Here is a 25,108-nt window from a genome sequence, read left to right on the forward strand (position 1 = left end):
GAGGTCAGCAATATCCGCGCTCCCGCAGCCAGGTTTCCAATTCGTCCGCCATATCTTCGGGTGCCCTGCCCACGGTGTGCAGGTGAAGATCCGGGTTCTCGGGAGCCTCATAGGGCGAATCTATGCCGGTGAAGTTTTTCAGTTCACCTTTGAGCGCCCGAGCATAGAGCCCCTTCGGGTCGCGCTTGGCGCATTCCTCGAAGGGCGTATCGACGAACACTTCTATGAACTCGCCCTCGCCCATCAGGTCGCGGGCCATGCGCCGCTCGGCGCGGAAAGGCGAGATGAAGGAGACGAGAACGATGAGCCCCGCATCCGCCATCAAACGGGCCACCTCCGCCACGCGGCGAATGTTTTCCACCCGGTCCTCCTCGGTGAAGCCCAGGTCGCGATTGAGCCCGTGGCGAACATTGTCGCCGTCGAGGATATAGGTGTGGCGGCCAGCCGCGTGCAGCTTCTTCTCCAGAAGATTGGCGACCGTCGACTTGCCGGACCCCGAAAGGCCGGTGAACCAGAGCACCGCCGGCTTCTGGTGCTTCAAGGTCGCGCGAGATTCCTTCGTCACGTCCAGCGCCTGCCAATGGATGTTGGCGGCCCGCCGCAGCGGGTGCAGGATCATTCCCGCGCCGACGGTGGCGTTGGTCACGCGGTCGATGAGGATGAAGGAACCGGTCGAGCGGTTCTTCCCGAAAGGATCGAAGGCGATCGGCGACTGGAGCGACAGATTGCACACGCCAACCGCATTCAGTTCAAGGCACTTCGCGGCCTCATGGGCGAAATTGTTGATGTTCACCCGGTGCTTGAGCTGGCTGACGGTGGCGCTCACCTCGTCCGTCTCGGTGCGCAGAATATACATTCGGCCGGGCAGAAGCGGATGTTCATCGAACCAGACGATGTTGGCGGTGAACTGATCGGCCACATCCGGCCGCGCCTCCGGCGCCACCAGAATCTCGCCGCGCGAGACCTCCACCTCGTCCTCCAGGACCACCGTGATGGCCTGGCCTTCAAAAGCGCTCGGCAAGTCGCCGTCATAGGTGACGATCCGCTTCACCCGCGTGCGCCGGCCGGATTTGGCGACCACCACCTCGTCGCCCACAGCCACGGAACCTGAGGCGATCGTGCCGGCAAAGCCGCGGAAATCCAGATTGGGGCGGTTCACATATTGAACGGGGAACCGGAACGGCTGGGCTACGCTCTCGCCCGCGACGTCCACCGTCTCCAGGTGCTCGATCAATGACGGGCCGGCGTACCAAGGGGTACGCTCGGAGATACGGGTCACGTTGTCCCCGTGCCTGGCCGACATCGGGATCGCCACGATCGAGGAGAAGCCAAGGTCCTTCGCAAAGGCATCGTAATCGGCGGTGATCTTCGCGAAGACCTGCTCGTCGAAGTCGACGAGGTCGATCTTGTTCACCGCAACAACGATGTACCGGATGCCGAGCAGCGAGGCAATGATGGAGTGACGGCGGGTCTGCTGCAGTACGCCCTGTCGCGCATCTACCAGCACGACGGCGAGATCGGCGGTCGAAGCGCCCGTCGCCATGTTGCGCGTATATTGCTCGTGCCCCGGCGTGTCGGCGACAATGAATTTGCGCTTGGGCGTTGCGAAGAACCGGTAGGCGACATCAATGGTGATGCCCTGCTGGCGCTCGGCCTCCAGCCCGTCGACCAGAAGCGCGAAGTCGATCTCGCCGCCATTCGTGCCGTGCTTCTTCGAATCCTGCTCGAGCGCGGCAAGCTGATCCTCGAAAATGAGCTTCGTGTCGTAAAGCAAGCGGCCGATGAGCGTCGACTTACCATCATCGACGGAGCCGCAGGTGAGGAAGCGCAGCAAGGTCTTTCTCTCCTGCGAGGAGAGATAAGCGCGAATATCGGCGGTTTCCGTCTCGGCGTCTGCGACCGCGGCCGCGGCGTTGGAGCTCAGCATCAGAAATACCCCTCGCGCTTCTTCTTTTCCATCGAGCCTGCCTCATCGCGGTCGATGAGACGGCCCTGACGCTCCGAGGTGCGAGCCGTCAGCATTTCAGAGACAATATCCTCCAGCGTCGCGGCGCAGGAATCGATGGCCCCCGTCAGTGGATAGCAGCCCAGCGTGCGGAAGCGCACCATGCGCTCCTCGACGGTCTCGCCGGGAAGAAGCTTCATACGGTCATCATCGACCATGATCGTCATGCCCCCACGATTCACGACCGGCCGCTTCTTCGCGAAGTATAGCGGCACAATCGGAATCCCCTCCTGCAGAATGTATTGCCAAATATCGAGCTCGGTCCAGTTGGAGAGCGGGAAGACGCGGATCGATTCACCCTGCGCGACGCGGGTATTGTAGATTTTCCACATCTCCGGCCGCTGGTTCTTCGGGTCCCAGGTGTGGCTGGCAGTCCGGAAGGAAAAGACGCGCTCCTTGGCGCGGCTCTTCTCCTCGTCGCGGCGCGCGCCGCCGAACGCCGCATCGAATCCATATTTGTCCAGCGCCTGGCGCAGCGCCACGGTCTTCATAATATGCGTGTGCACGTTGGAGCCGTGGTCGAACGGGTTGATGCCGTCGCGCACGCCCTCCTCGTTGATATGCACCAGAAGATCGAAACCCAGTTCGGCCGCCATGCGGTCGCGAAATTCAATCATCTCCCTGAATTTCCACGTCGTGTCGACATGGAGGAAGGGAAAGGGAGGCTTGGCCGGGTAAAAGGCTTTCATCGCCAGATGCAGCAGAACGGACGAATCCTTACCGATGGAGTAAAGCATCACCGGCTTGGAAAAATTCGCCGCCACCCCTCGCATGATGTGGATTGATTCAGCTTCAAGGCGCTGAAGATGCGTCAGGTTTGCCGTCATCTGAGCAATGACCTTCTTGTGTGTTGTCCAGCGCTCGCCATAAAACGCCGTTTCAGTGGCAATAGCACTGCAGCAACAGGCCCCTCAAGGTGGCCAAAACTAAAGGCACCGCAGGATCAATCCTGTGTTTTGCGCCATTTGCGAAGAAAACGGAAAGTTGTTCCGGTGCAATGGCCAGGGCCTTTGTTTCGACCTTTTGCCGCTGGACCGTACAGGCATGGCTCGTCGGGTCAAGCCCGAGGGTTCATGCCTGAACACAAGCGCGTCACCGCCGGCCATGAGGCTGGCTGGGTATTCTCTTTGATAACGAGGGAGAGAAGCCGCCCCTTACTTCACCGCGCTACGAATCGTGGCGACGACCCGGTCCTGGTCTGCCTCGGATAGATAGGGGTGCATCGGCAGGCAGAGGATACGTTCCGGCAGGGTTTCCGAAACCTCCAGACCTTTCGGCGCGCGTGGATAGGCGGCGTAGGCCTCCTGCAGGTGCAGCGGCTTTTCATAATAGACGACGGAAGGGATGCCCTCTTCCTTGAGCGCCGCCCTCACCTTGTCGCGCGCAGGCGTTTCGATCGCATATTGCGCCCAGGCGGAACGGTTGCCCGATGGGATCGCGGGAACCTTCACCACGTCCCCCAAGGCCTCGCTGTAGCGCGCGGCCACCTTCTGGCGAAGCTCCATTTCCTCCGACAGGATGGCGAGCTTCTCGATCAGGATCGCCGCCTGCATGGTGTCGAGCCGCGAATTGACGCCGATTCGCACATTGTCATATTGGCTCTGCCCCTTGCCATGGAACGCGACGGAGCGGAGGATTTCGGCAAGGTCCCCGTCATTGGTGAACATGGCGCCGCCGTCGCCGTAACAGCCGAGCGGCTTGGCCGGGTAGAAGCTGGTGCCTGCCACATCGCCGAAGGCGCCGCACATGGTATTGCCCTGCGAGCCGCCGGTGGCCTGGGCGGCATCCTCGATCACGAACAGCCCCTCGCGCGCGGCAATCCGTGAGATGGCGGAATAGTCGGCGGCGAGGCCGAAAAGGTCGACCGGTATGATTGCCTTGGGCGCAAGCTCTCCCTTTTCCCGGACAGCAGCGATCGCCGCTTGCAGGCTGTCGATATCAATATTGTAGGTTTCCGGGTCGATATCGACGAAGACCGGCGAAGCGCCCGCGAGCGCCACAACCTCGGCGGTGGCCGCAAAGGTAAAGCTCGGCACGAAGACGGCATCCCCCGGCCCGATGCCCTTGGCCATGAGCGGGATCAAAAGCGCGTCGGTGCCATTTGCGCAGGCAATGGCATATTTGACACCCAGATAGGCCGCGATCTTCTCCTCGAACTCGGCGACCTCGGGGCCAAGGATATAGCGCCCCTCGGCCAGCACCTTTGCCAGCCGTTTCTCAAGCTTTTCCTGAATTCGATCGCGCTGCTTACCGAGGTCGATGAACTGCATGCCAGATGCCTTGTCCGTGGTGATAGGATGAGGGTGAATAGGCGTGCGCCGGGAGTTTCGCAACAAAAAGGAACGTTCACTCTGTCGCAGGCATTGTTACACGCGGTGACCCGCTGCGAACAGCTTGGCGTTTGCGTTGCCCAAAGTTCGCCTCTAACAAATAGTCATCTTCGTACTCAGCAAATCAGTTCGTGCCAGTCAGGAGACAGAATTATATGAGTGCTCCCTTCAAGGCCTATGATGTCCGCGGCCGAATCCCGGAGGAGATCAACAGCCCCTTCGCCTATCGCTTCGCCCAGGCGACGAAGGAGGCACTTGGGCCAAAATCTGTCGTGATCGGTCATGACATGCGGCTCGACAGTCCTGCTCTTGCCGGCGCGCTCACGCAGGGACTGCTCGACAGCGGCGTTGACGTGCTGCCCGTCGGCCAATGCGGCACGGAGGAAGTTTACTTCCATACCGCCCGTTCCGGCGCCGATGCGGGACTTATGGTCACCGCGAGCCATAACCCGCCCGACTATAACGGCATCAAGATGGTGCTGAAGGGCGCTGCGGCCGCCACGCCCGACAACGCCTTCAACGCCATCGAAGAGCTGATGCGCTCAGACAAAGTGTTCCCGACTGCATCGAGCTACAAGGAGCGAGGAACGCTTCATCCGCTCTGCGACCGCAATACCTATATCGAGCGCCTGCTCGAGGAGGTTGCGGGGCAAAATTTGAGACCCCTGAAGATCGTCTGCCACGCGGGCAATGGCTGCGCCGGGCCAATCATCGACCTCCTCGAAAAGCATCTGCCCTTCACCTTCATAAAGATCGATCACGATCCAGATCCGTGGCTTCCCAACGGCGTGCCCAATCCTCTTCTTCCGGAAAAGCGCGAGAAGGCAAGCAGGGCGGTGGTGGAGCAAGGCGCCGACCTTGCCATCGCCTGGGACGGAGATTTCGACCGCTGCTTTCTCTACGATCACAAGGGGCGGTTCGTGGAGGGATACTACCTCGTCGGCATGATTGCCCAGCGGATGCTGAAGAAGGCTCCGGGCGGCACGATCCTTTACGATCCACGCCTCACCTGGAACACGATCGACGTCGTGGAAAGAGCCGGCGGTGTGGCGAAGCCCTGCCGCACGGGCCACGCCTATTTCAAGCGCATGATGCGCGAGGAGAATGCCATTTACGGCGGCGAGATGAGCGCACACCATTATTTCCGCGATTTCGCCTATTGCGATTCGGGCATGCTCACCTGGCTCGACGTCGTTTGTGAGCTGTCAGAAACCGGCGCAACCCTGGCCGAGACCTTGGAGGAACGCATCGCCGCCTTCCCCTGCTCCGGCGAGATCAATTTCACCGTTGCCGATTCCAAGGCGGTGCAGGAGCGCGTGGCAGAGCACTACCAGCGCTTCAACCCGGAACTGGAGACGATAGACGGGCTCGGGATGGCCTTCGACAATTGGCGTTTCAATCTGCGCGCCTCCAACACCGAGCCGCTGCTGCGTCTCAATGTGGAAACCCGCGCCGACCAGCAGCTCCTGGAGCAGAAAGTGCAGGAATTGCGCGGGTTGATCGAAGCCTAGCGCATCGGAAGCCGTCGCAGAGACGGCTCCGCCGAATAGGAGCTCTGCCGTCAATCAGAAAACCGGTCGCAAGATTTGGCTGGGGCGGCAGGATTCACAGCCATTACGCCGCCCCCAAGCCTGGCGAGGGCAATTCTGCGCCCAAACTTGCTACATTCCCGCAAGAATACGCGAATTGGCAAAACTTTCGGCCCGCAAGATGTGATCGATGACGATCGAACGCATGCGGTGAACATTGGCCCGGGACGCAGCCTCGGCCGCATCGGGCTGGTTATCCCGCAGGGCTTCGATAAGGGGGCGGAAATCGCGGCGGAAATCGATAGGGGCCTGTGAGTAGTGTCGGCGGGCCGCCACCACGCGGTCGAGCCGCTCGGTGATCTGCTGCGTGAGGGAGATTGCGTAGGAATTGTTCGAGGCGAGCCGGATGGTGCGCAGGATCTCTCCGCTCGCGAGCAGCACGCGGTGCTCGTCCTCTTCGCTCCGGGCCGGCTGCGGCCCGCAAGCTATCTCGGCGAGCGAGATCAATCGGTCATAGACATCGCCGATCCGGCCGCAGCTCATGCGGGAGAGCTGGGGCGAGATGATCTCGGAGAGATCGTAGAGCTCGATGACGTCCTTAATCGTGATGCCGTCGATCCGGTAGCCCTTGTTGGGCGCGGACGTCACCCATTGGCCGGCAACCAGCCGCTCCATGGCGGCGCGGATAGCCGATAAGCCCAGTCCGGTATGCGCCATGAGCTGCTGGGTGGACAGCAGCTCCCCGGGCGGCAGGACGCAATCGATGATATCCGCTTTGATCAGGAAAAAAGCCTTATCGGCCAGCGTCTTGGCCGAAGCGGCCAATGACCGCGCATTTAGGGCGGTCGGAACGCTGTAGCTACGATGTTCATCCATTGAGCAAGGGAATCCTCTAGGTGGCGACTGGGAGCAATTACCAAAGCCGAGCGTGGGAGGGAAGTTGCAGCACATTGAAAGTGTGTTATCGGACGTCAATAACATTTTATTATTGTCATATTTAGCGTCAATGATATTCTATTTGAAACTGCCCGTAAGAGGAGAGCCATAGTGACGACGTTGTCCAGCCCCAACACAGCAACAGAGCAAGAGCGCCAGTATCGCTGGAGCCGCACCCGCCAGTTCATGGACGACCACGGGCTAGACGCACTTCTGATCTTCGGGTCGGACCGCAGCGACCGCTACGATGCCGGGCAGTACCTGACCTATGACCGCCGTTATCAGCACCTCGTCTTCCCGCGCGAGGGGGAGCCTGTGATGATCGCCTTCGCCGCGCAGGTGGCCACCCAGAACATGGTGGCCCGTGAACGCGGCCAGAGCAGCTGGATCACCGATATCCGCACGGGCGCGGTGCCCCATCTGGGACCCGAAATCCTCAAGGAGAAGGGGCTCGACAAGGGACGGATCGGGGTAATCGGCGCAGGCTGGGGCGGCCCGTTCTTCCGCTATGGCTGGGTGCCCAAGGACGCCTGGGAGGCAGTCCAGGCCGGATTGCCCGATGCAACGATCGTGCCCGTGACCCAGGAATACGGACTGGTGATGGCGCAAAAGAGCAAGTCCGACCGCGCGCATCTGCGCCGCGCCGCCGAAGCTGGGGAAGCGGCCATTCGCGCCATGATGGAGGTGGCCCGGCCCGGCGTGACGGAAGCGGAGATCTATGCGGCCGGCTACGCCGCCCAGCTCAAGCTCGGCATGCGCGTCACCTGGATGATGCTCCAGACCGGGCTGGAAAACCCCTCCTGGGGCGAGCCCACCTGGCTCATTCGGGGCCACAAGCCCCGCGTTCTGGAAGCGGACGACATGGTGGGCGCGGAAATCCTCCCCAACTTTGCCGAGCTCAACACCCACGTGAACACAAGCTTTACCCTGGGCAAGGTTCCCGACGAGACGCGGCGGTGCCACGAGATCGCACGCGAGAGCTTCGAGATCGGGATGGGCATGCTGCGGCCCGGCGCGAGCTTCCGGGAGGTCTTCGAGGCGATGGAAGAGCCCACGCGCCGCAACGGCGCCTGGCACCTGACGCCGCAGATCGCGGCGCTCAACCCGCTGCTTGGCGGCGGGCCGTCCGCCGACGGAATCCGCGATCAGCTCCCCGACATGGCCGCGCAATATCCGCTGGTCGACGGCGGGGAGCGCATGCCCTTCGATTATGAAATCAAGGAAGGAATGACATTCTCACTCCAGCCCGATTGCCGGTTCGGCCGCTACTGGTCGCTGATCGGCGGCGTGGTCGCAGTGACGGAAAACGGCGTGGAGGGCTACAACACCCTGTCCACCAGCATGAACCATATCGACTAAATGGCCGGACGCTAGCCCCGACCCCACACGCTCTGCGTCAAGCTCATGGGGCGATTGGGGAACTGCCCCGCATATCCCGACACGGCGCCTGCAAGCGTCCGGGGGGACGCAACATGATCAAAGGAGGAAAATCATGAATGTCGATCGTTTCAGACTGTCACTGGCAGGCGCGGGCATAGCGGTAATGACCGCGATGGCCGCCGCACCTGCCCTGGCTCAAAGCGACTTGCCCGCGGGGGTCAGCGCCCTGCTCGATGACGCGGCGGCCGAAGGCACCGTTTCGCTTTTCGTCAGCTCGGACGCGCGCACGGCTGAGGACGAAGCCCGTCTCGAGGAGGCGATCGCGAACGACCTGGGCATTGATATCGACATCCGTCTGGTCGGCGGCGCCCCCGATCCGGTCTACGTTCAGCAGTTGGTGCAGCAGCACAATGCCGGGGTCGGCGTTCCCGTTGATCTGATCGTCACCGTCCCCACCCTGCTCGGCGTCCTTAACGAAGCCGGAGCGATCGCGGCCACCGACTGGGCGGCGCTCGACGCCAATCCCGAGGAAGTCGCCGAACAGGTGCATGGCCTGTTCGTAGCCGAGTTCGCCCGTCCGATCTTCTACAACACCAATCTGCTGAAACCGGACGAGGTGCCCACCAGCATCGAAGAGCTTCTCAGCGAAAAATGGGCGGGCCGGATCGTGACCGCCGCCCTGCCCGACGTCTTTTCGCCCTGGGCGATCGGGCTGGGCGAGGACAAGACTCTGGAAATGGTCGAAACTTTGCTCGTCGACCTGCGCGCGGGCATCGCCCCCGCGCCCGCGGCCATCCGCACGCTGGTCGAAAGCGGCGAATACCCTATCGGCTTCGGCATCCGCATCTCCGGCGACCAGATCGCCAACAATTCCCCGGTCGCCTATGCCCCCATCAAGGCGCCGCTGGTGCCGCGCTTCGCCGGGGTTCTCGAACAATCGAGCAACAAGAACGCGGCCGCCCTCGTCGCATGGTGGCTCTCCCAGACCGAGAACGGCCAAACTCTTTCAGCCGAAGTGCTCGAATGGCCGCGCCACACGACGCCGGGAACCGATCTCTACGAGCTGTCGAAACTCACCGACGGCGTCTATTCGGCCCCCGCTGAATGGTGGATGACCAAAGGCGTGGAAGCGGGCAATGCCGTAGCCAGGCTCTTGCAGGATATCTAGTCGCTGGGCGGCAAGCGGGGACCGTCCTCGCCTGCCGCCCGAAAATGAGGATGGTTTAGGCCCATGTCGCATTCGGTAGGTCTGGCAACCGCGATATCGGGACGCCGCCAAGATCCACTCGGCAAGCTCGTCGTCGTCCTGGCGGTGACTGCCGTGGTCCTGCTTTTGCTGCCCATCGCGGGACTGATCATGAGCAGCCTTGTCTCCGACGAGACCAAGGCGTTCGGACTGGAAAACTACCAGTCCATCATCAACTCGCGCAAATTCACCACCATCATCACCAACACCGCGATCCTCGCGGTGGGCAGCCTTGCCGTGATGTTCCTGATCGCGATTCCTCTGGCCTGGCTCTATGCCCGCACGGATTTCCGCTGGCGCGGGGCCATCCTGATCGCCGCCACGAGCCAGATCGCCATTCCGGGATTTCTCGTGGCCCTGGGCTACATCTTCCTGCTAAATCCCTCGAACGGCCTTATCAACCTGTGGTGGCGCGAGGCCGGAGGACAGGGATCGCTCGTCACCGTCTATTCGATGCCATGGATCATCCTGCTCCAGGGCCTCACCATGGTCGGTCCCGCCTTCTATTTCCTCGCTCCGGCATTTTCCAACGTGGACGGCTCCATCGAGGAAGCGGCAAGCGCCCATGGCGTGAGCAAGTTCGAAGCGCTGTTCAAGATCCTTCTGCCCATGACGGCGCCGGCCCTGATCAGTACGGCGCTGTTCTTCCTCGTCATCTCGGTGGAGACCTTCGACTATGCCGGTATGCTGGGCATGCCCGCCCGCATCGACGTGGTGGCCACGTGGATCTATCAATATACTCAATCCTCCATGACCCTGCCCCAATACGGGCGCGCCTCGGCCATCGGCACCATGACGGCGGCGGTGCTGTTGGCGCTCATCCTCGTCCAGATCCTGGTGTTCAAGCGCAGCGCCGATGCCGGGACGATCGGCGGGCGTGCGCGGGTCGCTTCGGTGCGGCTTGGCAAGGGCGCGCAACTGGCCGCGATGACCGGCTTTTCGATCTACGGCTTTCTGGGCATCGTCCTGCCCTTCCTGATGCTGGTCTGGACGGCGCTGCTGCCCGTGCCGCAACCCCCGAGCCTCAAGGCCGTGTCGCAGCTTTCGCCGGCCGGGTTCGGGCCGCAATTCTGGACCGAACTGGCCAATGTGGGGGGAACAACGCTGTTCATCACGGTCTTCGTGCCCACCTGTGTGCTGCTGTTCACGATCGCCATGTCCTGGGTGTCCAAGCGCATGCCGGCGCTGGGCAGGACGATCGATCTCGTTACCGTGGTCAGCCTCGCCGTTCCCTCGATCGTCATCGCCGTCGTCTTCAATATCGGCGGGCTGGCCGTGCACCGCTACGTGCCGATCTTCGGCACAGTCTGGCTGCTGGCCATCGCCATAGGCTCACGCTATGTGGCAACGGCTCACCGCATCACCGACAACGCCTTCCGCCAGCTAAACCCAGAAATGGCCGAATATGCCCGGACGGCGGGCGTGACCTCGGGCCGGACGCTGTTCTCCATCGCCGTCCCTGCCGCGCGCACCGGGCTGATCTTCGCCTGGTTCTGGGTCGCCCTGCTGACGCTGCGGGAACTGCCCATCACGCTCATAATGAGCAATTACGACCTGCAAACGCTGGCCTCGCGCATCTTCCTCTACAACAGCTCGGGCCAAACCCAGCAATCGGCCGCCCTATCGGTGGCGCTGTTCGCCGTCGTGACGGTGTTTCTCGCCGGCCTTCTCTACCTCACTCGGCGCCCCCGCGCCCGCTAAAGAACGGTTCCGTGTATCCATGACAGCTATTGCGCTAGCGAAAATCGAGAAAAGATTCGGCGGCCAGAACGGCATCCTCGTGCTCGATGGGCTCGACCTTACGATCGCGGAAGGCGAGTCCTATGTGCTGCTCGGCCAGTCCGGCTGCGGCAAGACGACGACGCTGCGCATGATTGCGGGGCTGGAGGAGCCCACCGGCGGCGAAATGACTCTGAATGGCAGCCCGGTCTATTCTCGCGCGAACCGGATATGGGTCGCTCCCGAGCGGCGTCCCATCGGCATGGTGTTCCAGTCCTACGCCCTCTGGCCCACCATGACGGTCATGCAGAACGTCCGGTTCACCCTCGAACGCGGGCGCACACGGCTTTCACGCGCAGAGGCCATGGCGCGCACCCGGGAGGTGCTCGACATGATGCAGATCGGCCATCTGGCCGATCGTCGCATAACCCAGCTTTCGGGCGGACAGCAACAGCGCGTGGCCCTGGCGCGCGCCGTGGCCCAGCAGCCCCGGATTCTGCTGATGGACGAACCGCTCTCCAATCTTGATCCGCAGTTGCGTTCCGACGTGCGCGGCGAAATCCGCAAGGTCTGCAAGAGCCTGGGAACCACAGCGGTGATCGTCACCCATGACCGCGACGACGCGCTGGGGCTGGCCGATCGCGTGGGGGTGATGGACAGGGGCAAAATCCTGCAGCAGGCCGCCCCCTCGGAGGTAATGAACGATCCCAGCTCGCTGTTCATCGCTCGTCTGTTCGGGGAAATGAACGCCCTCGATGGGCATGTCGCGTCCTTCGCGGACGGGAATGCGGTGGTCGCGGTGGGGAGCCGGCCATTCCCGGTAAAGCGGCACGCATGGATGGAACTGGGCCAGAAGGTGGTGCTCGGCGCACGCCCATCGAGCCAGTTCCTCGCGCAGGATGGCATCGCCGGCATCATCGTGGAAAGCCATCTCGAAGGTCAGATGCACCGCAACAAGGTCGATATCGGAGAGGGCGTGATGACCATATATCACGAGGGAGCCGCCCTGCCGGTCGGCGAGCGCGTGCATGTGGCCACGCGGCCGGAGGCTTGGATGGCATTTCCGGCCCGTTGATTGGAGGTCGGACGCTATCCTCACCGCATTGAAGGCAAAATTGCCGTAGGGCGGTTAAATCGCCGCTCGCCTTCAATTGGGCTCGGTCAGGTCGAAGCCGGACATATCTGCGTCGGTTTCGGCGAAGATGCGCACCGATCGAGAGGGGGATTGCCATCACCCATGATCACGCGATGGCGATCGCGGGCATCAGGCGCCTGCTTCGGGCCAGCGGGCCCAGGGATGGGGCTTGCCGGTCAAGTCCACATAGACGGATTTCTGGGCCATATAGGCGCGGATGCCCTCCCTGCCCTTCTCGCGGTCCATTCCGGAATCCTTTTCGCCCCCGAAGGGCGTGGAGATGGAGAACTGCTTGTAGGTGTTTATCCAGACCGTGCCGGTGGTGATGGCGCGGGCGGTGCGCCATGCCTTGGGAAAATCGCGGGTCCAGATCCCGCATGCCAAGCCATAGTCGTTGGCGTTGGATTGGGCGATGACGTCGGCTTCGTCGTCGAAGGGTAGGACGCAGAGAACGGGGCCGAACACCTCTTCGCGGCAGATCGGATCGTCGTTTTCAAGCCCGGCGAGGATGGTGGGCAGGTAATAGGCGCCCCTGTCGTAATCCGCGCCCGTGGGAATCGCGGCGCCACACAAGACCTCCGCGCCCGCTTCGACGGCGGCTGCGACCTGGGCGGCAACAGCGTCGCGATGATCGAAATGGACCAATGGCGCGACCTGGGTGCGCTCATCGAAGGGATCGCCCACGACGAGCTTCTTCGTGGCCGCGACGAGGCGGTCCACGAAGCTTTCATATATGGACCGCTCGACGAAGAGGCGCGAGCCAGCGATGCAGCTCTGCCCGCTGGAGGAGAAGACGCCGAACAGGATGCCAGCGATGGCGAGGTCGATATCGGCGTCGGCAAAGACGATCGTGGGAGACTTGCCGCCCAATTCCAGCGAGATGGGCATCAGTTTTTCGGCGGCCTGGCGGGCCAGCATACGGCCCGTCGCGGTGCCGCCGGTGAAGCTCACGCGCGAGATGGCCGGATGCTCAACCAGAAGATTGCCGATCTCCCGCCCTGCGCCAGGCAGGACGGAAAACAGGCCTTGGGGCAAGCCGGCCGCCTCGACGATGCGGGCGAGCTCGAGCGAAACCAGAGGAGACCATGAAGCGGGCTTGAGCAGCACCGCGTTGCCTGCGGCCAGCGCGGGGGCGACCTTCTGGGCGTCCGAAGCGATGGGAGAATTCCAGGGCGTGATGGCGGAGACCAGCCCAAGGGGCTCGTGCACCGACATGGACAGATAATCGCCGCGCGGCGCGGTGAGCGTATCGTCGAGGCTTTCCAGCGCGCCGGCAAAATAACGGAACGTGCCGGCGGCGGATGCGACCAGCGCGGTGGTCTCGCGCAGCGTCTTTCCGGTGTCGCGGGTCTGGATAAAGGCGATGCGGGCGGCGTTGGTTTCGATGCCATCGGCGATGCGATGGAGAAAGCGCGCCCGCTCATGGGGCTTGAGATTGCGCCAGGCCGGATCGGACTGGGCCTTCAGCGCCCGCTCGATGGCGCGTTCGCCATCGGCGCGGCTGGCACCCTTGATGACGCGGTTGACCGATCCGTCGCCCGAAAAGATCGAGACGATCTCCGCGCCTGAGCCTTCTTCCCAGCGCCCGCCGATATAGAGCTTCGAAGAGGGCAGTTCGAAACGGTTCATATGGCCTGCTCCCGGCATCGGTTGAAGACTTCCCGCGCGATCGAATAAACGGTGGTCACCGAGGTTTTCGGATTATCCGGAGACGGCCTGCCCTCGATCTTCATCGTGAAGTCGGCGGCGGCCGAGCGCACGCTGTATTCGTGCACATTGCCCTTGGCGGCGGGGTCTGCGATGAGCCTTACATCGGTCTTTTCGAACCCTAGGCCGGCCAGCGCGAGCGTTGCCGCAACATTGGCATTCTTGGGGTATTGCGTTGCCGCCTCGCGCGCATTGCCTGAAAAGAAGACGGTTTCGGTTGCAAGCGTATCCAGATCATAAAGTGCCGCGGCCGGCGTGTCCTTCCACGCGTGCGGAGGCTTGCGGCCTGTATAGGTGACGGCCTCGATCCCGGACACTTTAAGGGCCGAGAGAATATCGATGCCGCCGATGGCGCCGGCGGGCAGGATGAAGCGGGAGGACCCGGCGCGCGCCGCCTGGATCACCGCCTCGTGCAGGCTCCGGTCGGCCAGCGAACCGATGGAAACGATAATCGTTTCAATTCCTGCCTGGAGCACGGCCGTGGCGTGCTGGCGGACACCTTCATGGCCGGCACACTCGACAACCAGGTCAGGCGCGGCTTCGACCAGCGCTTGGGTCTCGCAGACGACGGTCCCCGGCCCTGCGAAGTCGCTGGCCAGCCGCACGCGGCTTTCATCCGCGAACCCGCGTGGGCAAACGACGGTCACCTGCGAGAGCGGAACGCTTTCGCGCGATAGTATCCCCATCAGCGTGCGAGCGATATTGCCGTAGCCGATCAGTCCCAGATGCACGGCAGTCAGACCTTATTGCCCGCGGCGCCGGCCGGGGGGCCGGAAAAGCTCTCGGCGAAGGGGCCGATCGCCAACATGTCGATTTCGATGAGCTGCGGACCGTCTGCCGCCAGCGCCGCGTCGAGCGCGTCGGCGAAATCGGCGACCGCCGTAACCTTGCGGTGCGGCAAGCCGATGGAGGCGCAATGGGCGGCGAAGTTAGGCGTGCGAAGCGCGGAATAGTGGTGCCGGCTATTATACTGGGCGTCCTGAATGTTGCGGATCACGCCATAGGCCTGGTCGTTCATGAGCACGTAGACGAGCGGTGCTCGCTCCTCGACCGCTGTGATCATTTCTGCGATGCCGAGCTGGGCGCCCCCATCGCCCAGCAGCGTGATCGCCTTGGCCGACGGCGATGCGATGGCGGCGCCGATGCCCATGGCGATGCCCTGCCCGATGCCGCCGCCCAACGCATGGACGCCGTGGCGGGGCTCGGCGAACTTGACGTAGCGGTTGCCGAAGGTGGAGTTGGAGATAGTCACATCGCGCACCCACGGGTGACGGCCCGGCGCCACGCGTTCGAGCAGCGCGTCGGCGAGGCTGCCATAAGGACCCATGGCGGCGCGCATCGTCCCCTCCCCCTGCGCGCGGGTACGGGCGACGTCGAAGACAAGATTGGGATCGACGGAAAGCTTTTGCGGCAGGCGATCGAGCAAGCGCTGGAGGGTATCGGCGGCATCGCCATGGACGAACAAATCCACCGGATAGTTGCGTCCGCCCTGCGAGGCGTCGGCGTCGATCTGGATGGTGGGCCGAGGCAGGCGCATGGTGTTGTTGAGCGTCTCGTTGCCCCGCAGCTTGGAGCCCACGACGATCATCAGGTCGATGGTCTTGTAGAGGGCTTGGGATTCGGGCGCCATGTTGAAGGCGCCCAGATTGGCGGGATTGTCCTCCGAAACCGTGGCGCGGCCATTGGTGGAGGTGACGAGGGCGAAGCCGCGCTCGACCAGTTCGCTCGCTTGCTTGCGGGCGCCGCGCGCGCCGCCCCCGAGCCAGAGCATGGGCCGCCGCGCCCCTGCAACGAGCCGGGCGATCTCCTCGATCGCGGCGTCGTTGGCGCGGGGGCTCTGCGGTTGCGGCGCAAAGACGCGCGTCGTGGGCAGCGCAGCCATGCGCTGGACGTCAACCGGAATTTCAAGGCTGACCGGCCCAGTGGGCGCGCTGATGGCCGCGGTGACGGCAGCGGTCAGCGTGCCGATGGCACTCTTTGCATCCCAGAGACGGTAATAGGCCTTGGAGATGCCCTTGAGCATGTCGGGCTGGCGCGGAACGTCGTGGATCGGCGCGCGGTCGCGGTCCATGAACTGGGTGTCGACGGTCGAGGTGATGTGCAGCAGAGACGTGCCCGCGGTCAGCGCCTCGACCTGGGCGCCCGCGGCATTGCCCGCCGCCGTACCCGTCGAGGTCATCACGACGCCCAGCTTGCCCGATACGCGTGCATAGGCATCGGCCATGTTCATGGCGCCCGCCTCGCCGCGCGCCGGAATGAACCGGACCCGCCCCTGGCGGGCGATCGCGTCGAGGATCGGCATGTTGTGGATGGAGATGACGCCAAAAATCACCTCGACGCCGATATCGGCAAGATAGGCTGCAATGAAATCGCCGACGGTCTCGTGGCGTGTGATGGATTCGAGTTTCATATCGGCTTCCAATGAACTGGATGTCAGATGTGCCGGGCGAGGCCGCCCGATACATCGAGTTGCGCGCCCGTGATGTAGCTGGCGGCGTGAGAGCCCAAGAACGCGATGGCGGCGGCGGCTTCGCTCGGATCACCCAGACGCCCGAGCGGAATGCCCTTGCCGCGGGCCAGATTGCCGTACCATTCCTCCCGGCTCATCGACTGGTCCTCGCGTTCGGCAAAGCGGCGGGCCCATTGGCCGGAGTCGACAAGGCCGAGCAGCAGGGAATTGACCCGAACGTCGGGCGCCAGCTCAAGACTGAGCGACTTGAGCAGGTTCTGCACGCCGGCCCGGGCCGAGGAGGTGCAGACCATGTGCGCCTCGGGCTGATAGGCGAGCAGCGAATTGACCGCGACAACGGCGCCCTTTGCCCGCTTGAGCATCGGCAGGAAAGCGCGGATGGGGTAAATCTGGCTGAAGAGCTTGAGCTCGTATTCGGCGCGCCAGTCGTCGTCACTTGTGTTCTCGAAGGTCGAGATGCGGCCCTGGCCGGCATTGTTGACCAGCAGGTCGCAGCGGCCGAAGGCAGCCTCGACTTCGGCGGCGAAGGCGTGGACGGCATCTGAATCAAGCACCGAAAAGGCGCGAGAGAGCAAGCGATCCGGGCCGTGGTCACGCCCCAGGGCCGAAACCACGTCCTTGAGCCGCGCTTCCCCGCGCGCGCAAAGGGCGACCTTCGCCCCCTGCTCAAGCAGCAATTGAACCGTCGCGAGACCGATGCCGGACGAGCCTCCGGTGACAACCGCGACCCGTCCCTCATAAGGCGGTTTCATCGGTTGCTTCCTCTCAGCTCGGGGAAGCCGGGATCGGGACGGCCCTGCATGACGGCGCGCTGCGCGCTGGTCGGCGGCCCAGCCGTCATCCACTGGTCCATCTTTTCGGGGTCGTCGCGCGGCCAGACCTGCGCTTCATGTGTCTCCTCGTCGATCTGCTGGATTTCGGAGGTGAACTCGATGACGAAGCCCGAGGGCGAAACATAATAGGCGAAGGGATTGTCCCCCGGACCGTGACGGCCCGGCCCCCAGGTGGGGTGAATGCCTTTCTCCTTCATGCGGCCGATCGAGCGCATGAACTCGTTGATCGAGGGCAACTCGAACGCGACGTGGTTGACCGAAGGGTAATGGCTGCGCACCAGCGCGATGGAATGGTGGTCGGTGGCGCAGCGCAGGAACACCATCTGGTCGGCCGAATAATCGGAGACCCGGAATCCGAGCACGTCCACATACCATTTCTCGACCCCGTCCATGTCGGCGCTGTTGAGCACCACATGGCTCACCTTTCGCGGGCGGGCCCATTCTTCCCGTGCCTCGACCGATTTCGCCTCGGTGCGGAAACGCAGGCGGCGCAAATCGGGATCGAGCATTTCGAAACCGTAGCCGCCCACGAAATCGTCGAACGCCGCGGGCTCGCCGAGCACCGTCGCGCCTCTAGCCACCACTTGCCTATAGAGCGCATCCATGGCAGCCCGGTCGGGCATCGAGAAATGCACGTATTCGATGCCGTAGACCGGGTCGTCCTTGAGGCCGTAGATGAAGGACTCGGTGCCGGTGCCGCGCAGATAGACGATACCGTCCTCCTCGTGGGCGACGGTCAACCCCCAATTATTCTCGTAAAAGCCCCTGGTGGCGGTTATGCCCGGCGCGCGCATAACGATGCCGCGCAGGGCACCAACGCGGATGGGTTCACTCATCGGACGTCTCCCAATTGTATCGTGCCTGCCAAAGGCAGAGCACTCCTCATCGTCGAAACGATGGTGGCAGCCAAGGCGGCGGGGGCCTGGCGGTGAATGGCGTGGCCGGCATGGGGCACGAGAGCGTAGTCCCCGCGGACAGCTTCATCGAGCGCGTCAAAGGCGGCGCGGGACTGGTCCGGCGGCGTCACCACGTCCCCTGTGCCGACGATGACCGAAGTACGGCTGCGGACCCGTCTGCAATCGGCGGCGAGATCGCCCGAGGCGAGCATTCGCACGGCCTGGCCATAACCGGGCATGGTGACCTTGGCCATGTCCTGACGCACGGCGGCGACGAGGTCCGGATTGCGCTCCGGCGCATGGATCAGGCGCGGAGCCCTGGCCGCGGCGAACGCTTCGGCCCCATCGCGTTCAAGATCGTCGAGGCGCTGCGCGTCCTTTTCGGAAAGCGTGCCGCCGCGCGGGGTGGCGCGGCCCTGGGCGCAGGCGGCGAGCGTCAGACTGGCGACCCGTTCTGGATGACCGGCGGCGAAGGCCGCGCCCATGAGCGTGCCCAGCGAATGGCCAAGAATATGAACCCGCTTGAGCTCCAGGGCCTCGCAAAGCGAGAGCAGCGCCATGGCATAATCGGCGGCCAGCGGCCAATCGGCCGCAAGCGGCGCGCTTTCGCCGTAACCGGGAGCGTTCCAGCAGATGACGCGCAAGTCGGCGGGCAGATAGCCGATCAGACCGTCGAAGGTCGAGGCCGTGGACCCGATGCCGTGCAGGCACACGAGGACGTCGCCGCCGCCGGCGCGCTCCCGCCATTCTATGCCGTTGGTGAGGGTCTGGCGCATAATCATCATGAAAAACAAGAGCCGTGTTCAAAGCGAGAGGGGCCTGCGGCCCCTCCCCCCGGCGGGTGTCAGCCCGCGGCCTTATTTCCAGCGGGGCGCGGGATCTTGGAAACCGGGTGGTCCTCCGGATAGGTCGGGGTGACCGGCTTGGGGTTGCCGATCATCACGCACATAAGGGCCTCTTCGATGCCCTCGTTGCGCAGCCCACGGTAAAGCCCTGGTGGGACCGAGATGAGATCGCGCTCGGTCAGGACGGTTTCGACAAGCTCGCCCTTGTGCTCGATGAAGAGACGGATCTTGTGCCCCTTGAGGATGAAGAAGACTTCCTCGGCATCGCGGTGGATGTGGAGCGGACCTTCGCAGCCGGCCGGCAGAACCATGGTCGAGAAGGTGAAGTTTTCTGCCGGAACGACATTCTCATCGTCGCTCACGCCGGTGGCCCCGGTGCCGATATAGCGCATCTGCGCACGCCGATAGATCGGGTCGTAATCGGCCTGGAATTTCAACGCATCCCAATCGAGCGTGCGGGTCTCGTAGCGTGCGACGCGGCTTTCAATCCACTCGGAGAGAGACTTTCCCTCGGGGATCACCACGTCGTCCGGTTCGATCGATGGGAATTTTTTCGGCACGACAGACATCAAGAACTCCTGTGCTGATGGTTCGGAAAGACAATCGGATGGGTACGGATGGCGCTCAGAAATGGACGCGACGAGCGAGCACGCGTGCGTACCGGGACGAGCCAGGCCGCTGATTTCGTTCGATCCTTCGCTAGGGTGATCGATACCACTTTAGGAAACCGCTCTTTGACGCCAACTGTTCAAATATAAACTCAATGTTTATAATTATGCATAAGCACCCTCGTGTCAAGGGCCGCACATTGCCCGCACTGGCGCTATGGACTAAGGGAAAGTACGAGACTTATGGCTGGAGTTGCCCGCGTGGACGACGATACGATCGAGATCGATGATGAAACCTCCCAGGGCCCGTCCTATTCGGTGCCCCCGGTCCACCGCGCCTTCCGGCTTCTCAGGCATATCGCGGCGGGTGGACGCTGCCGCAACGCAGCGGCCACGGCGCGCGAATTGGGCATCAACAGGACGACGCTGATCCGCCTTCTTCATACGCTGGAAGCGGAAGGAATAATCGAATCGGATGATGATGGCGCGAGCTGGCAGCTTGGGGTTGGGATGATCTCCCTGGCCGCCGACGCGCTCAAGTCGCGCGATGTGACGAGGGTCGCCCAACCCATCATGGCAAGGCTTGTCAACGAACTGCACCTGTCGATCCATCTGGGCGTGCTCGACGGGCGCGACGTGGTCTATCTGCTGCGCGAAACGCCCAATTCGCACCTGATCAGCAATATTCGCGAGGGTTCGCGCCTGCCCGCCCACGCCACGACGATCGGGCGCATCCTGCTTGCCTATATGCCGGAAAGACAGTTGCTGGATCTCTACAGGGACGCCGACCTGGAAGCCCACACTCCCAAAACCTCGACGACCCTGACCCAGCTCATCGCTCAGATTGCCGAGGACCGCAAGCAGGGCATTGCCTGGAGCAAGGGCAATTTCGAGCCGGGAATCGGCTCCTGCGCAGCGGCCATTTTCGACCATCGATCCCGTCCCATCGCGGGCATCAACGTCACCGGCCCCGAAGAGCAATTCAGCGCCTATAGCAACAACGCCCAGCGCATCGAGGGCGCCATCAAGGCGGCCGCGGCCGAGATTTCCAAGGGCCTCGGCTACCGGGGCTGAGCCATAAAGGCCCCGCGCGCAACCAACGCAGCAACAATATCTCCCGACACCCCCGGCGGTGGTGCCGACAGCTCTGGCGTGCGGACAAAAGCAACGCGCAGGGCCAGCTTGACACTAACCCATCGATGCGTAATTATGAACACTGCGTTTATATTTGAACACTTCCTGAGGGGAGCCGATGGACGCTTTCAAGGACCGATTATCAATCAAAGCCAAGGACACCACGCGGGCGGAACTGGCGCACCGGTCCTTGGGGCGCGAACGCTCGGAAGCCGAGCGGGCGCTGACCTCAGCGATGATAGACATCATCGCCACCGCTCAAGCCGGTTTCGCCCAGACTGCCGCGGAACTGTTCCGGCGGCGCATTGTGGCGCCGATTTCGCACCGGACCGGCTGGGACGAGGCTTTGCTGGCGCAGGAACTGAGCACACACGGCGAACTCGATCGGGCATATGCGGAAAATGGCTATGGCGCTTGAGTTTCGCGGGGTTGCCAAGCAGTTTGGAAACATAAATTCGGGCACGGAGGTCCTGACGGCGGTCAAGGACATCAATTTCGCGGTCGGCCGAGGAGAGTTCGTGTCGGTCGTTGGCCCATCAGGATGCGGCAAGAGCACGATCATGAGCATGACCGCCGGGCTTTATAAGCCCACCGAAGGCGAAGTCCTCGTGAGCGGGGAGACGGTGGTCGGCCCCAACTCGCATGTGGGTTTCATGTTGCAGAAGGACCTGCTGCTGCCCTGGCGGTCTATTATAAAGAACGTCGAGTTCGGTCTCGAAGCCCGCGGCGTTCCGGCCCGGCAGCGGCGCGAGCGCGCCATGGCGGAACTCGAGCGCTGCCACCTCAAGGGGTTCGAAAACCACTACCCCTACCAGCTTTCAGGCGGGATGCGCCAGCGCGCGGCGCTGGCCCGCACACTCGCCATCGACCCCGACATCATCCTGCTCGACGAGCCGTTTTCGGCGCTCGACGCACAGACCAAGCTTTTGATTCAGAACAGCTTTGCCAAGACTATTCAGGATGCGGGCATTACGGCGCTGCTGATCACCCACGATCTGTCCGAAGCCGTCATCATGTCCGATCGCGTGCTGGTGCTCTCCGAGCGTCCGGGCACCATCATCCACGAGCTTGCCGTCGATATTCCCGACAGAGGACAGCCTCTGGCCCGGCGGCAGATGCCGCAGGTCCACGGCTATGCCGCGCAGATCTTCAATCTGCTCAAACTCAATGAGCGGGCTGCCTGAGGGGGCAGACGCAAAATCCAGAGGAAGGACCATCAATGAACCGTGTCTCACTCTCGTTGCTGTTTGCCGGTGGTCTGGCGCTTTCGGCCAGCGCCGCCCATGCGCAGGAGAACCTGACCTATCTGTTCCCTGCTCCCGACTTCCTCCCCGCCTTCGCCCCATTCCAGCTCGCCTATCACAAAGGCTATTATGAAGAAGAGGGTCTGAACGTCGAATTCCGCGTCGGCCAGGGCGGCGCCGACGTCGCGACGCAGGTCGCCGTGGGCAATGTGGACATGGGCGGCGGCATGGGTGACACCGCGATGATCGTACGCCCGAACGGGCTCGAAGTGCGCGGGGTCGCGCTGCTGGGCGGCAGAGGGCTGACCCATATCGCCTGGCGCAACGACAGCGGCATCGAGAGCGTCGCCGATCTGGAAGGTCAGTCCATCGCCGTCACCACCTTCCAGGACACCGCCTATTATAATTTGCTTGCCGTGCTGGCCGGCGAAGGCATCGACCGTCCCGAAGCCGATATCCAGGCTTTGGGTTCGGGCGGGCTGATCCAGGCCATGATCGCCGGCAGCGTGCAGGCCATGTCGGGCGTCCCTGAATGGATCGTGAGCATTCAGGACGCAGGCGTCGATCTGACGGTGATGCCGGTCAGCGAACTGTTCCCTGCCCAGCCGCAGGCGATCATCGCATCCGACCAGTTCATCGCAGAGCATCCCGAAAGGGCGGCTGGTTTCGTGCGTGCGACGCTGCGCGCGATCGACGACATTGTCGCCGACCCGGCCCTGGCCGCGCAGGAATATGTCGGTTTCATCGATCAGCACGCCGAAAACGTCGATCAGATCGAGCGCATCCTGCGCTTCTATGTGGAAAGCGTTTACGTCGAGATGGATGGCCTGCCGCGCGGCGCCTTCAATGAAGGGCAGCTGCTGGAAATCCAGGATTTCTATCTGGCTAACGACATCATTACGTCAGCGGTGCCGATCCAAGACGTCTATACCAACCAGTTCGTCGTCTCCGAATAGAGACTTGGCTTCGTGGTCCGGCCGGCTCGTCCGGCCGCGCTTTTTGTGGTGTATCGCACCTCTTCTCACACATGCCAATGGTCGTAAGATATGAGTACCACCACGGTGAACGCCCCCGCATCTCCCTCCCGCCCGGCCGTGCTCCAGCCTCATGTGCTGATCGGTCTGCTCATTCTGTCGGCCGTGCTGCTGATCTGGGAGTTCTTGCCGCCCGCCCTCGGCGTGCCCCGGTTCATCATCCCCACCATCAGCGATATGGCGGGCGAACTGGGGCGAATGTACCGGCGCGAAAATCTCATCCCCAATATCTTATCGACGGCACTTTATACGGTTCTGGGCTTTGCCATAGGCTGGATGCTCGGAGCGATCATTGGCTATCTGCTGGGCCTATCACGCTTTTGGGAGAAGGTGCTCTCTCCCTATATCCTGGCGCTACAGATCGCGCCGAAGGTCGCCTTCGCGCCGCTGTTCATCATGTGGTTCGGTTACAATGCGACACCCAAGCTGCTGGTGACCGTGCTGATCGTGTTCTTCCCCGTGCTGGTCAATGTGCTCGCGGCGATGAAGACGGTGGATCGCGACATGGTCAATCTCGCCAGGGCCTACAATCTCAGCCGCTGGCAGATTTTCCTCAAGGTGCAGTTTCCATCCACCCTCCCCAACCTTCTGGCGGGGCTGCGGATTTCCTCCACGCTCGCGGTGATCGGGGTCACGGTGGGCGAACTGGTGGGCGGCAACACGGGGCTGGGCTTCCTGATCGCCTATGGCGGCGGGCAGGCTAATGCGGCGATGGTCTTTAATGCCATCATCCTGCTTACCATCATCGGGATCGCACTCTACAGCGTCCTGGCCTGGGCCGAGGAACGGCTGCTGCACTACATCCCCAAATCCCACATTTCCTAAAATCCGGCATGCAGCCGACAGCACACAAGATTAAGACATGGATCGTTTCGAAATTGCCATTTGCGGCGGCGGAGTGGGCGGTTTGACCGCGGCGCTGGCGCTGACCAAAATCGGACATAGGGTGACGGTTTTCGAGCGCGCGGAAAAGTTCCTGCGCATCGGTGCCGACGTCAACCTCACGCCCAACGCCGTGAAGGCGCTGGACGGGCTGGGGATCGGCGAGCGCCTGCGCAAGACCGCCGCGCGCCCCGCCTACCGCATCAGCCGCACCTGGGACACCGGGGAAGAGACATCGCGCTTGCCCATGAGCGTGGCAGCCGAAGAAAAATATGGCGCACCCCAACTCACGATCCATCGCGGCGACCTGCTGCAGGCGATGGAAGAGGCTATTGACCCCGCATGCATCCGGCTCGGCCATCAGGCGGAATCCGTCAATGTGGACGGCGCGCGGCCCGTCGTCACCTTTGCGGACGGCAAGGCGGAGAGCTTCGATCTGGTGATCGGTGCCGACGGCATCCATTCGGCGGTGCGCACGAGCCTTTTCGGCGCCGACGCGCCCGAGTTCACGGGGCTGGTGTCCTACCGCTCGGTGATCGAGAGCAAGGATGTGGACGTGCCCAATCTCGATTGCTTCACCAAATGGTGGGGCCCGACGCCTGACATGCAGATCGTCACCTTCCCCTTGCTTCGCGGAGAAGAGCTTTTCGTCTTCGCCACCACCTCGCAGCCCGAATGGACGGCCGAGAGCTGGACGATGCCTGGGGAGGTGGAAGAGTTGCGCGCCGTTTATGCCGATTTCCACCCCGAGGTCCAGAAGATCCTCGCTGCCTGCACCAGCGTTACCAAGTCGGCCCTCTATGTGCGCAAGCCGTTTGCGCAGTGGAGCCGTGGCGGAGCAACGATCCTCGGCGATGCCGCCCATCCGATGGTGCCGTTCATGGCGCAGGGAGCCTGCATGGCGATCGAGGATGCCATCGTCCTCGCGCGCGTGCTCCAGGGCGCTGCGCTGGCCGAAATTCCGCTGCGCCTCAAGACCTATGAGGAGTTGCGCAAGCCCCGCACCAGTCAGGTCCAGGAAGGCTCTCGGGCGAACAACTGGCTCAAGGGCCAGGGCAACGCTGACTGGGTCTATGGTTATGACGCCTGGAGGCTGGCCATACCGTCCTCTTGATCCAGAGTTGACAAGAAAGGCCCGGTCGACAACCGGGCTTTTTTTGGCGTCAGATCTGACC

Annotated in this window: 22 protein-coding genes; 11 read left to right on the forward strand and 11 right to left on the reverse strand. The window is 62.9% G+C overall.

Going from position 1 to position 25,108, the window contains the following annotated elements; all coding sequences use genetic code 11:
* Positions 1–4 precede the first annotated feature (4 nt).
* The 3 genes from nodQ to GNP00_RS03635 all read right to left on the reverse strand — a co-directional run bounded on the left by nodQ (position 5) and on the right by GNP00_RS03635 (position 4,275).
* Entirely contained in the window at positions 5–1,927 is a 1,923-nt protein-coding gene (gene nodQ / locus GNP00_RS03625) for a bifunctional sulfate adenylyltransferase/adenylyl-sulfate kinase NodQ (protein ID WP_011580177.1), read from the reverse strand.
* Positions 1,927–2,841: a sulfate adenylyltransferase subunit CysD gene (cysD, locus tag GNP00_RS03630; protein ID WP_085953089.1), complete on the reverse strand. Its 915-nt coding sequence runs from the start codon at positions 2,839–2,841 to the stop codon at positions 1,927–1,929. The genes nodQ and cysD overlap by 1 nt, the downstream gene beginning before the upstream one ends.
* Positions 2,842–3,159: 318 nt before the next feature.
* Positions 3,160–4,275, reverse strand: coding sequence for a DegT/DnrJ/EryC1/StrS family aminotransferase (locus tag GNP00_RS03635; RefSeq protein WP_041544519.1), 1,116 nt, complete (start codon positions 4,273–4,275; stop codon positions 3,160–3,162).
* 215 nt (positions 4,276–4,490) lie between these two features.
* On the opposite strand from GNP00_RS03635, the gene GNP00_RS03640 reads away from it, so the two are divergent.
* A complete protein-coding gene (locus GNP00_RS03640; RefSeq protein WP_011580174.1) occupies positions 4,491–5,846 on the forward strand; it encodes a phosphomannomutase/phosphoglucomutase in 1,356 nt (451 codons plus the stop codon).
* Positions 5,847–5,996: 150 nt separating this feature from the next.
* Here the strand turns inward: GNP00_RS03640 and GNP00_RS03645 are convergent, their stop codons facing one another.
* Positions 5,997–6,740 carry a GntR family transcriptional regulator gene (locus GNP00_RS03645; protein ID WP_011580173.1) on the reverse strand — a complete coding sequence of 248 codons (744 nt, stop codon included), beginning with the start codon at positions 6,738–6,740 and terminating at the stop codon, positions 5,997–5,999.
* A gap of 171 nt (positions 6,741–6,911) precedes the next feature.
* On the opposite strand from GNP00_RS03645, the gene GNP00_RS03650 reads away from it, so the two are divergent.
* The 4 genes from GNP00_RS03650 (at position 6,912) to GNP00_RS03665 (ending at position 12,220) form a co-directional block, all read left to right on the forward strand.
* The gene (locus tag GNP00_RS03650; protein ID WP_011580172.1) at positions 6,912–8,159 is read left to right on the forward strand and encodes a M24 family metallopeptidase; all 1,248 of its coding nucleotides are present in this window, start codon (positions 6,912–6,914) and stop codon (positions 8,157–8,159) included.
* Positions 8,160–8,292: 133 nt separating this feature from the next.
* Entirely contained in the window at positions 8,293–9,348 is a 1,056-nt protein-coding gene (locus GNP00_RS03655; RefSeq protein WP_011580171.1) for an ABC transporter substrate-binding protein, read from the forward strand.
* Positions 9,349–9,411: 63 nt separating this feature from the next.
* Positions 9,412–11,127 carry an ABC transporter permease gene (locus tag GNP00_RS03660; protein WP_011580170.1) on the forward strand — a complete coding sequence of 572 codons (1,716 nt, stop codon included), beginning with the start codon at positions 9,412–9,414 and terminating at the stop codon, positions 11,125–11,127.
* 19 nt (positions 11,128–11,146) lie between these two features.
* A complete protein-coding gene (locus GNP00_RS03665; RefSeq protein WP_011580169.1) occupies positions 11,147–12,220 on the forward strand; it encodes an ABC transporter ATP-binding protein in 1,074 nt (357 codons plus the stop codon).
* Between the two features lie 189 nt (positions 12,221–12,409).
* On the opposite strand, the gene GNP00_RS03670 is transcribed toward GNP00_RS03665, so the two are convergent.
* From GNP00_RS03670 to GNP00_RS03700, 7 genes are read right to left on the reverse strand one after another with little or no spacing between them, the layout of a single operon-like run.
* Positions 12,410–13,909 (reverse strand): aldehyde dehydrogenase, encoded by a 1,500-nt coding sequence (locus GNP00_RS03670; protein ID WP_011580168.1) that lies wholly within the window; start codon positions 13,907–13,909, stop codon positions 12,410–12,412.
* The gene (locus GNP00_RS03675; RefSeq protein ID WP_011580167.1) at positions 13,906–14,718 is read right to left on the reverse strand and encodes an aspartate dehydrogenase; all 813 of its coding nucleotides are present in this window, start codon (positions 14,716–14,718) and stop codon (positions 13,906–13,908) included. The genes GNP00_RS03670 and GNP00_RS03675 overlap by 4 nt, the downstream gene beginning before the upstream one ends.
* 5 nt (positions 14,719–14,723) lie before the next feature.
* Positions 14,724–16,397 carry a thiamine pyrophosphate-binding protein gene (locus GNP00_RS03680; RefSeq protein WP_011580166.1) on the reverse strand — a complete coding sequence of 558 codons (1,674 nt, stop codon included), beginning with the start codon at positions 16,395–16,397 and terminating at the stop codon, positions 14,724–14,726.
* Between the two features lie 23 nt (positions 16,398–16,420).
* Entirely contained in the window at positions 16,421–17,209 is a 789-nt protein-coding gene (locus GNP00_RS03685) for an SDR family oxidoreductase (RefSeq protein ID WP_011580165.1), read from the reverse strand.
* A complete protein-coding gene (locus GNP00_RS03690) occupies positions 17,206–18,126 on the reverse strand; it encodes a VOC family protein (RefSeq protein ID WP_011580164.1) in 921 nt (306 codons plus the stop codon). Before GNP00_RS03690 ends, GNP00_RS03685 begins: the two co-directional genes overlap by 4 nt.
* Positions 18,123–18,971: an alpha/beta fold hydrolase gene (locus GNP00_RS03695; protein ID WP_011580163.1), complete on the reverse strand. Its 849-nt coding sequence runs from the start codon at positions 18,969–18,971 to the stop codon at positions 18,123–18,125. The genes GNP00_RS03690 and GNP00_RS03695 overlap by 4 nt, the downstream gene beginning before the upstream one ends.
* 59 nt (positions 18,972–19,030) lie before the next feature.
* The gene (locus tag GNP00_RS03700; RefSeq protein WP_011580162.1) at positions 19,031–19,600 is read right to left on the reverse strand and encodes a cupin domain-containing protein; all 570 of its coding nucleotides are present in this window, start codon (positions 19,598–19,600) and stop codon (positions 19,031–19,033) included.
* Between the two features lie 282 nt (positions 19,601–19,882).
* On the opposite strand from GNP00_RS03700, the gene GNP00_RS03705 reads away from it, so the two are divergent.
* From GNP00_RS03705 to GNP00_RS03730, 6 genes are all read left to right on the forward strand, one after another.
* Positions 19,883–20,713, forward strand: a complete 831-nt coding sequence (locus GNP00_RS03705; protein WP_011580161.1) for an IclR family transcriptional regulator — start codon at positions 19,883–19,885, stop codon at positions 20,711–20,713.
* Between the two features lie 178 nt (positions 20,714–20,891).
* Entirely contained in the window at positions 20,892–21,191 is a 300-nt protein-coding gene (locus tag GNP00_RS03710; protein WP_011580160.1) for a hypothetical protein, read from the forward strand.
* Complete coding sequence (locus GNP00_RS03715; protein ID WP_041544513.1) at positions 21,181–21,957, forward strand: ABC transporter ATP-binding protein; 777 nt, start codon at positions 21,181–21,183, stop codon at positions 21,955–21,957. Before GNP00_RS03710 ends, GNP00_RS03715 begins: the two co-directional genes overlap by 11 nt.
* Positions 21,958–22,013: 56 nt before the next feature.
* Positions 22,014–22,973, forward strand: coding sequence for an ABC transporter substrate-binding protein (locus GNP00_RS03720; RefSeq protein ID WP_246259210.1), 960 nt, complete (start codon positions 22,014–22,016; stop codon positions 22,971–22,973).
* Positions 22,974–23,063: 90 nt separating this feature from the next.
* Entirely contained in the window at positions 23,064–23,876 is an 813-nt protein-coding gene (locus tag GNP00_RS03725; RefSeq protein ID WP_207634017.1) for an ABC transporter permease, read from the forward strand.
* Between the two features lie 37 nt (positions 23,877–23,913).
* Entirely contained in the window at positions 23,914–25,047 is a 1,134-nt protein-coding gene (locus GNP00_RS03730) for an FAD-dependent monooxygenase (RefSeq protein ID WP_011580156.1), read from the forward strand.
* Positions 25,048–25,108 lie beyond the last annotated feature (61 nt).

Source organism: Chelativorans multitrophicus (assembly GCF_011317445.1).
In the GTDB taxonomy this organism is placed as follows: domain Bacteria; phylum Pseudomonadota; class Alphaproteobacteria; order Rhizobiales; family Rhizobiaceae; genus Chelativorans; species Chelativorans multitrophicus.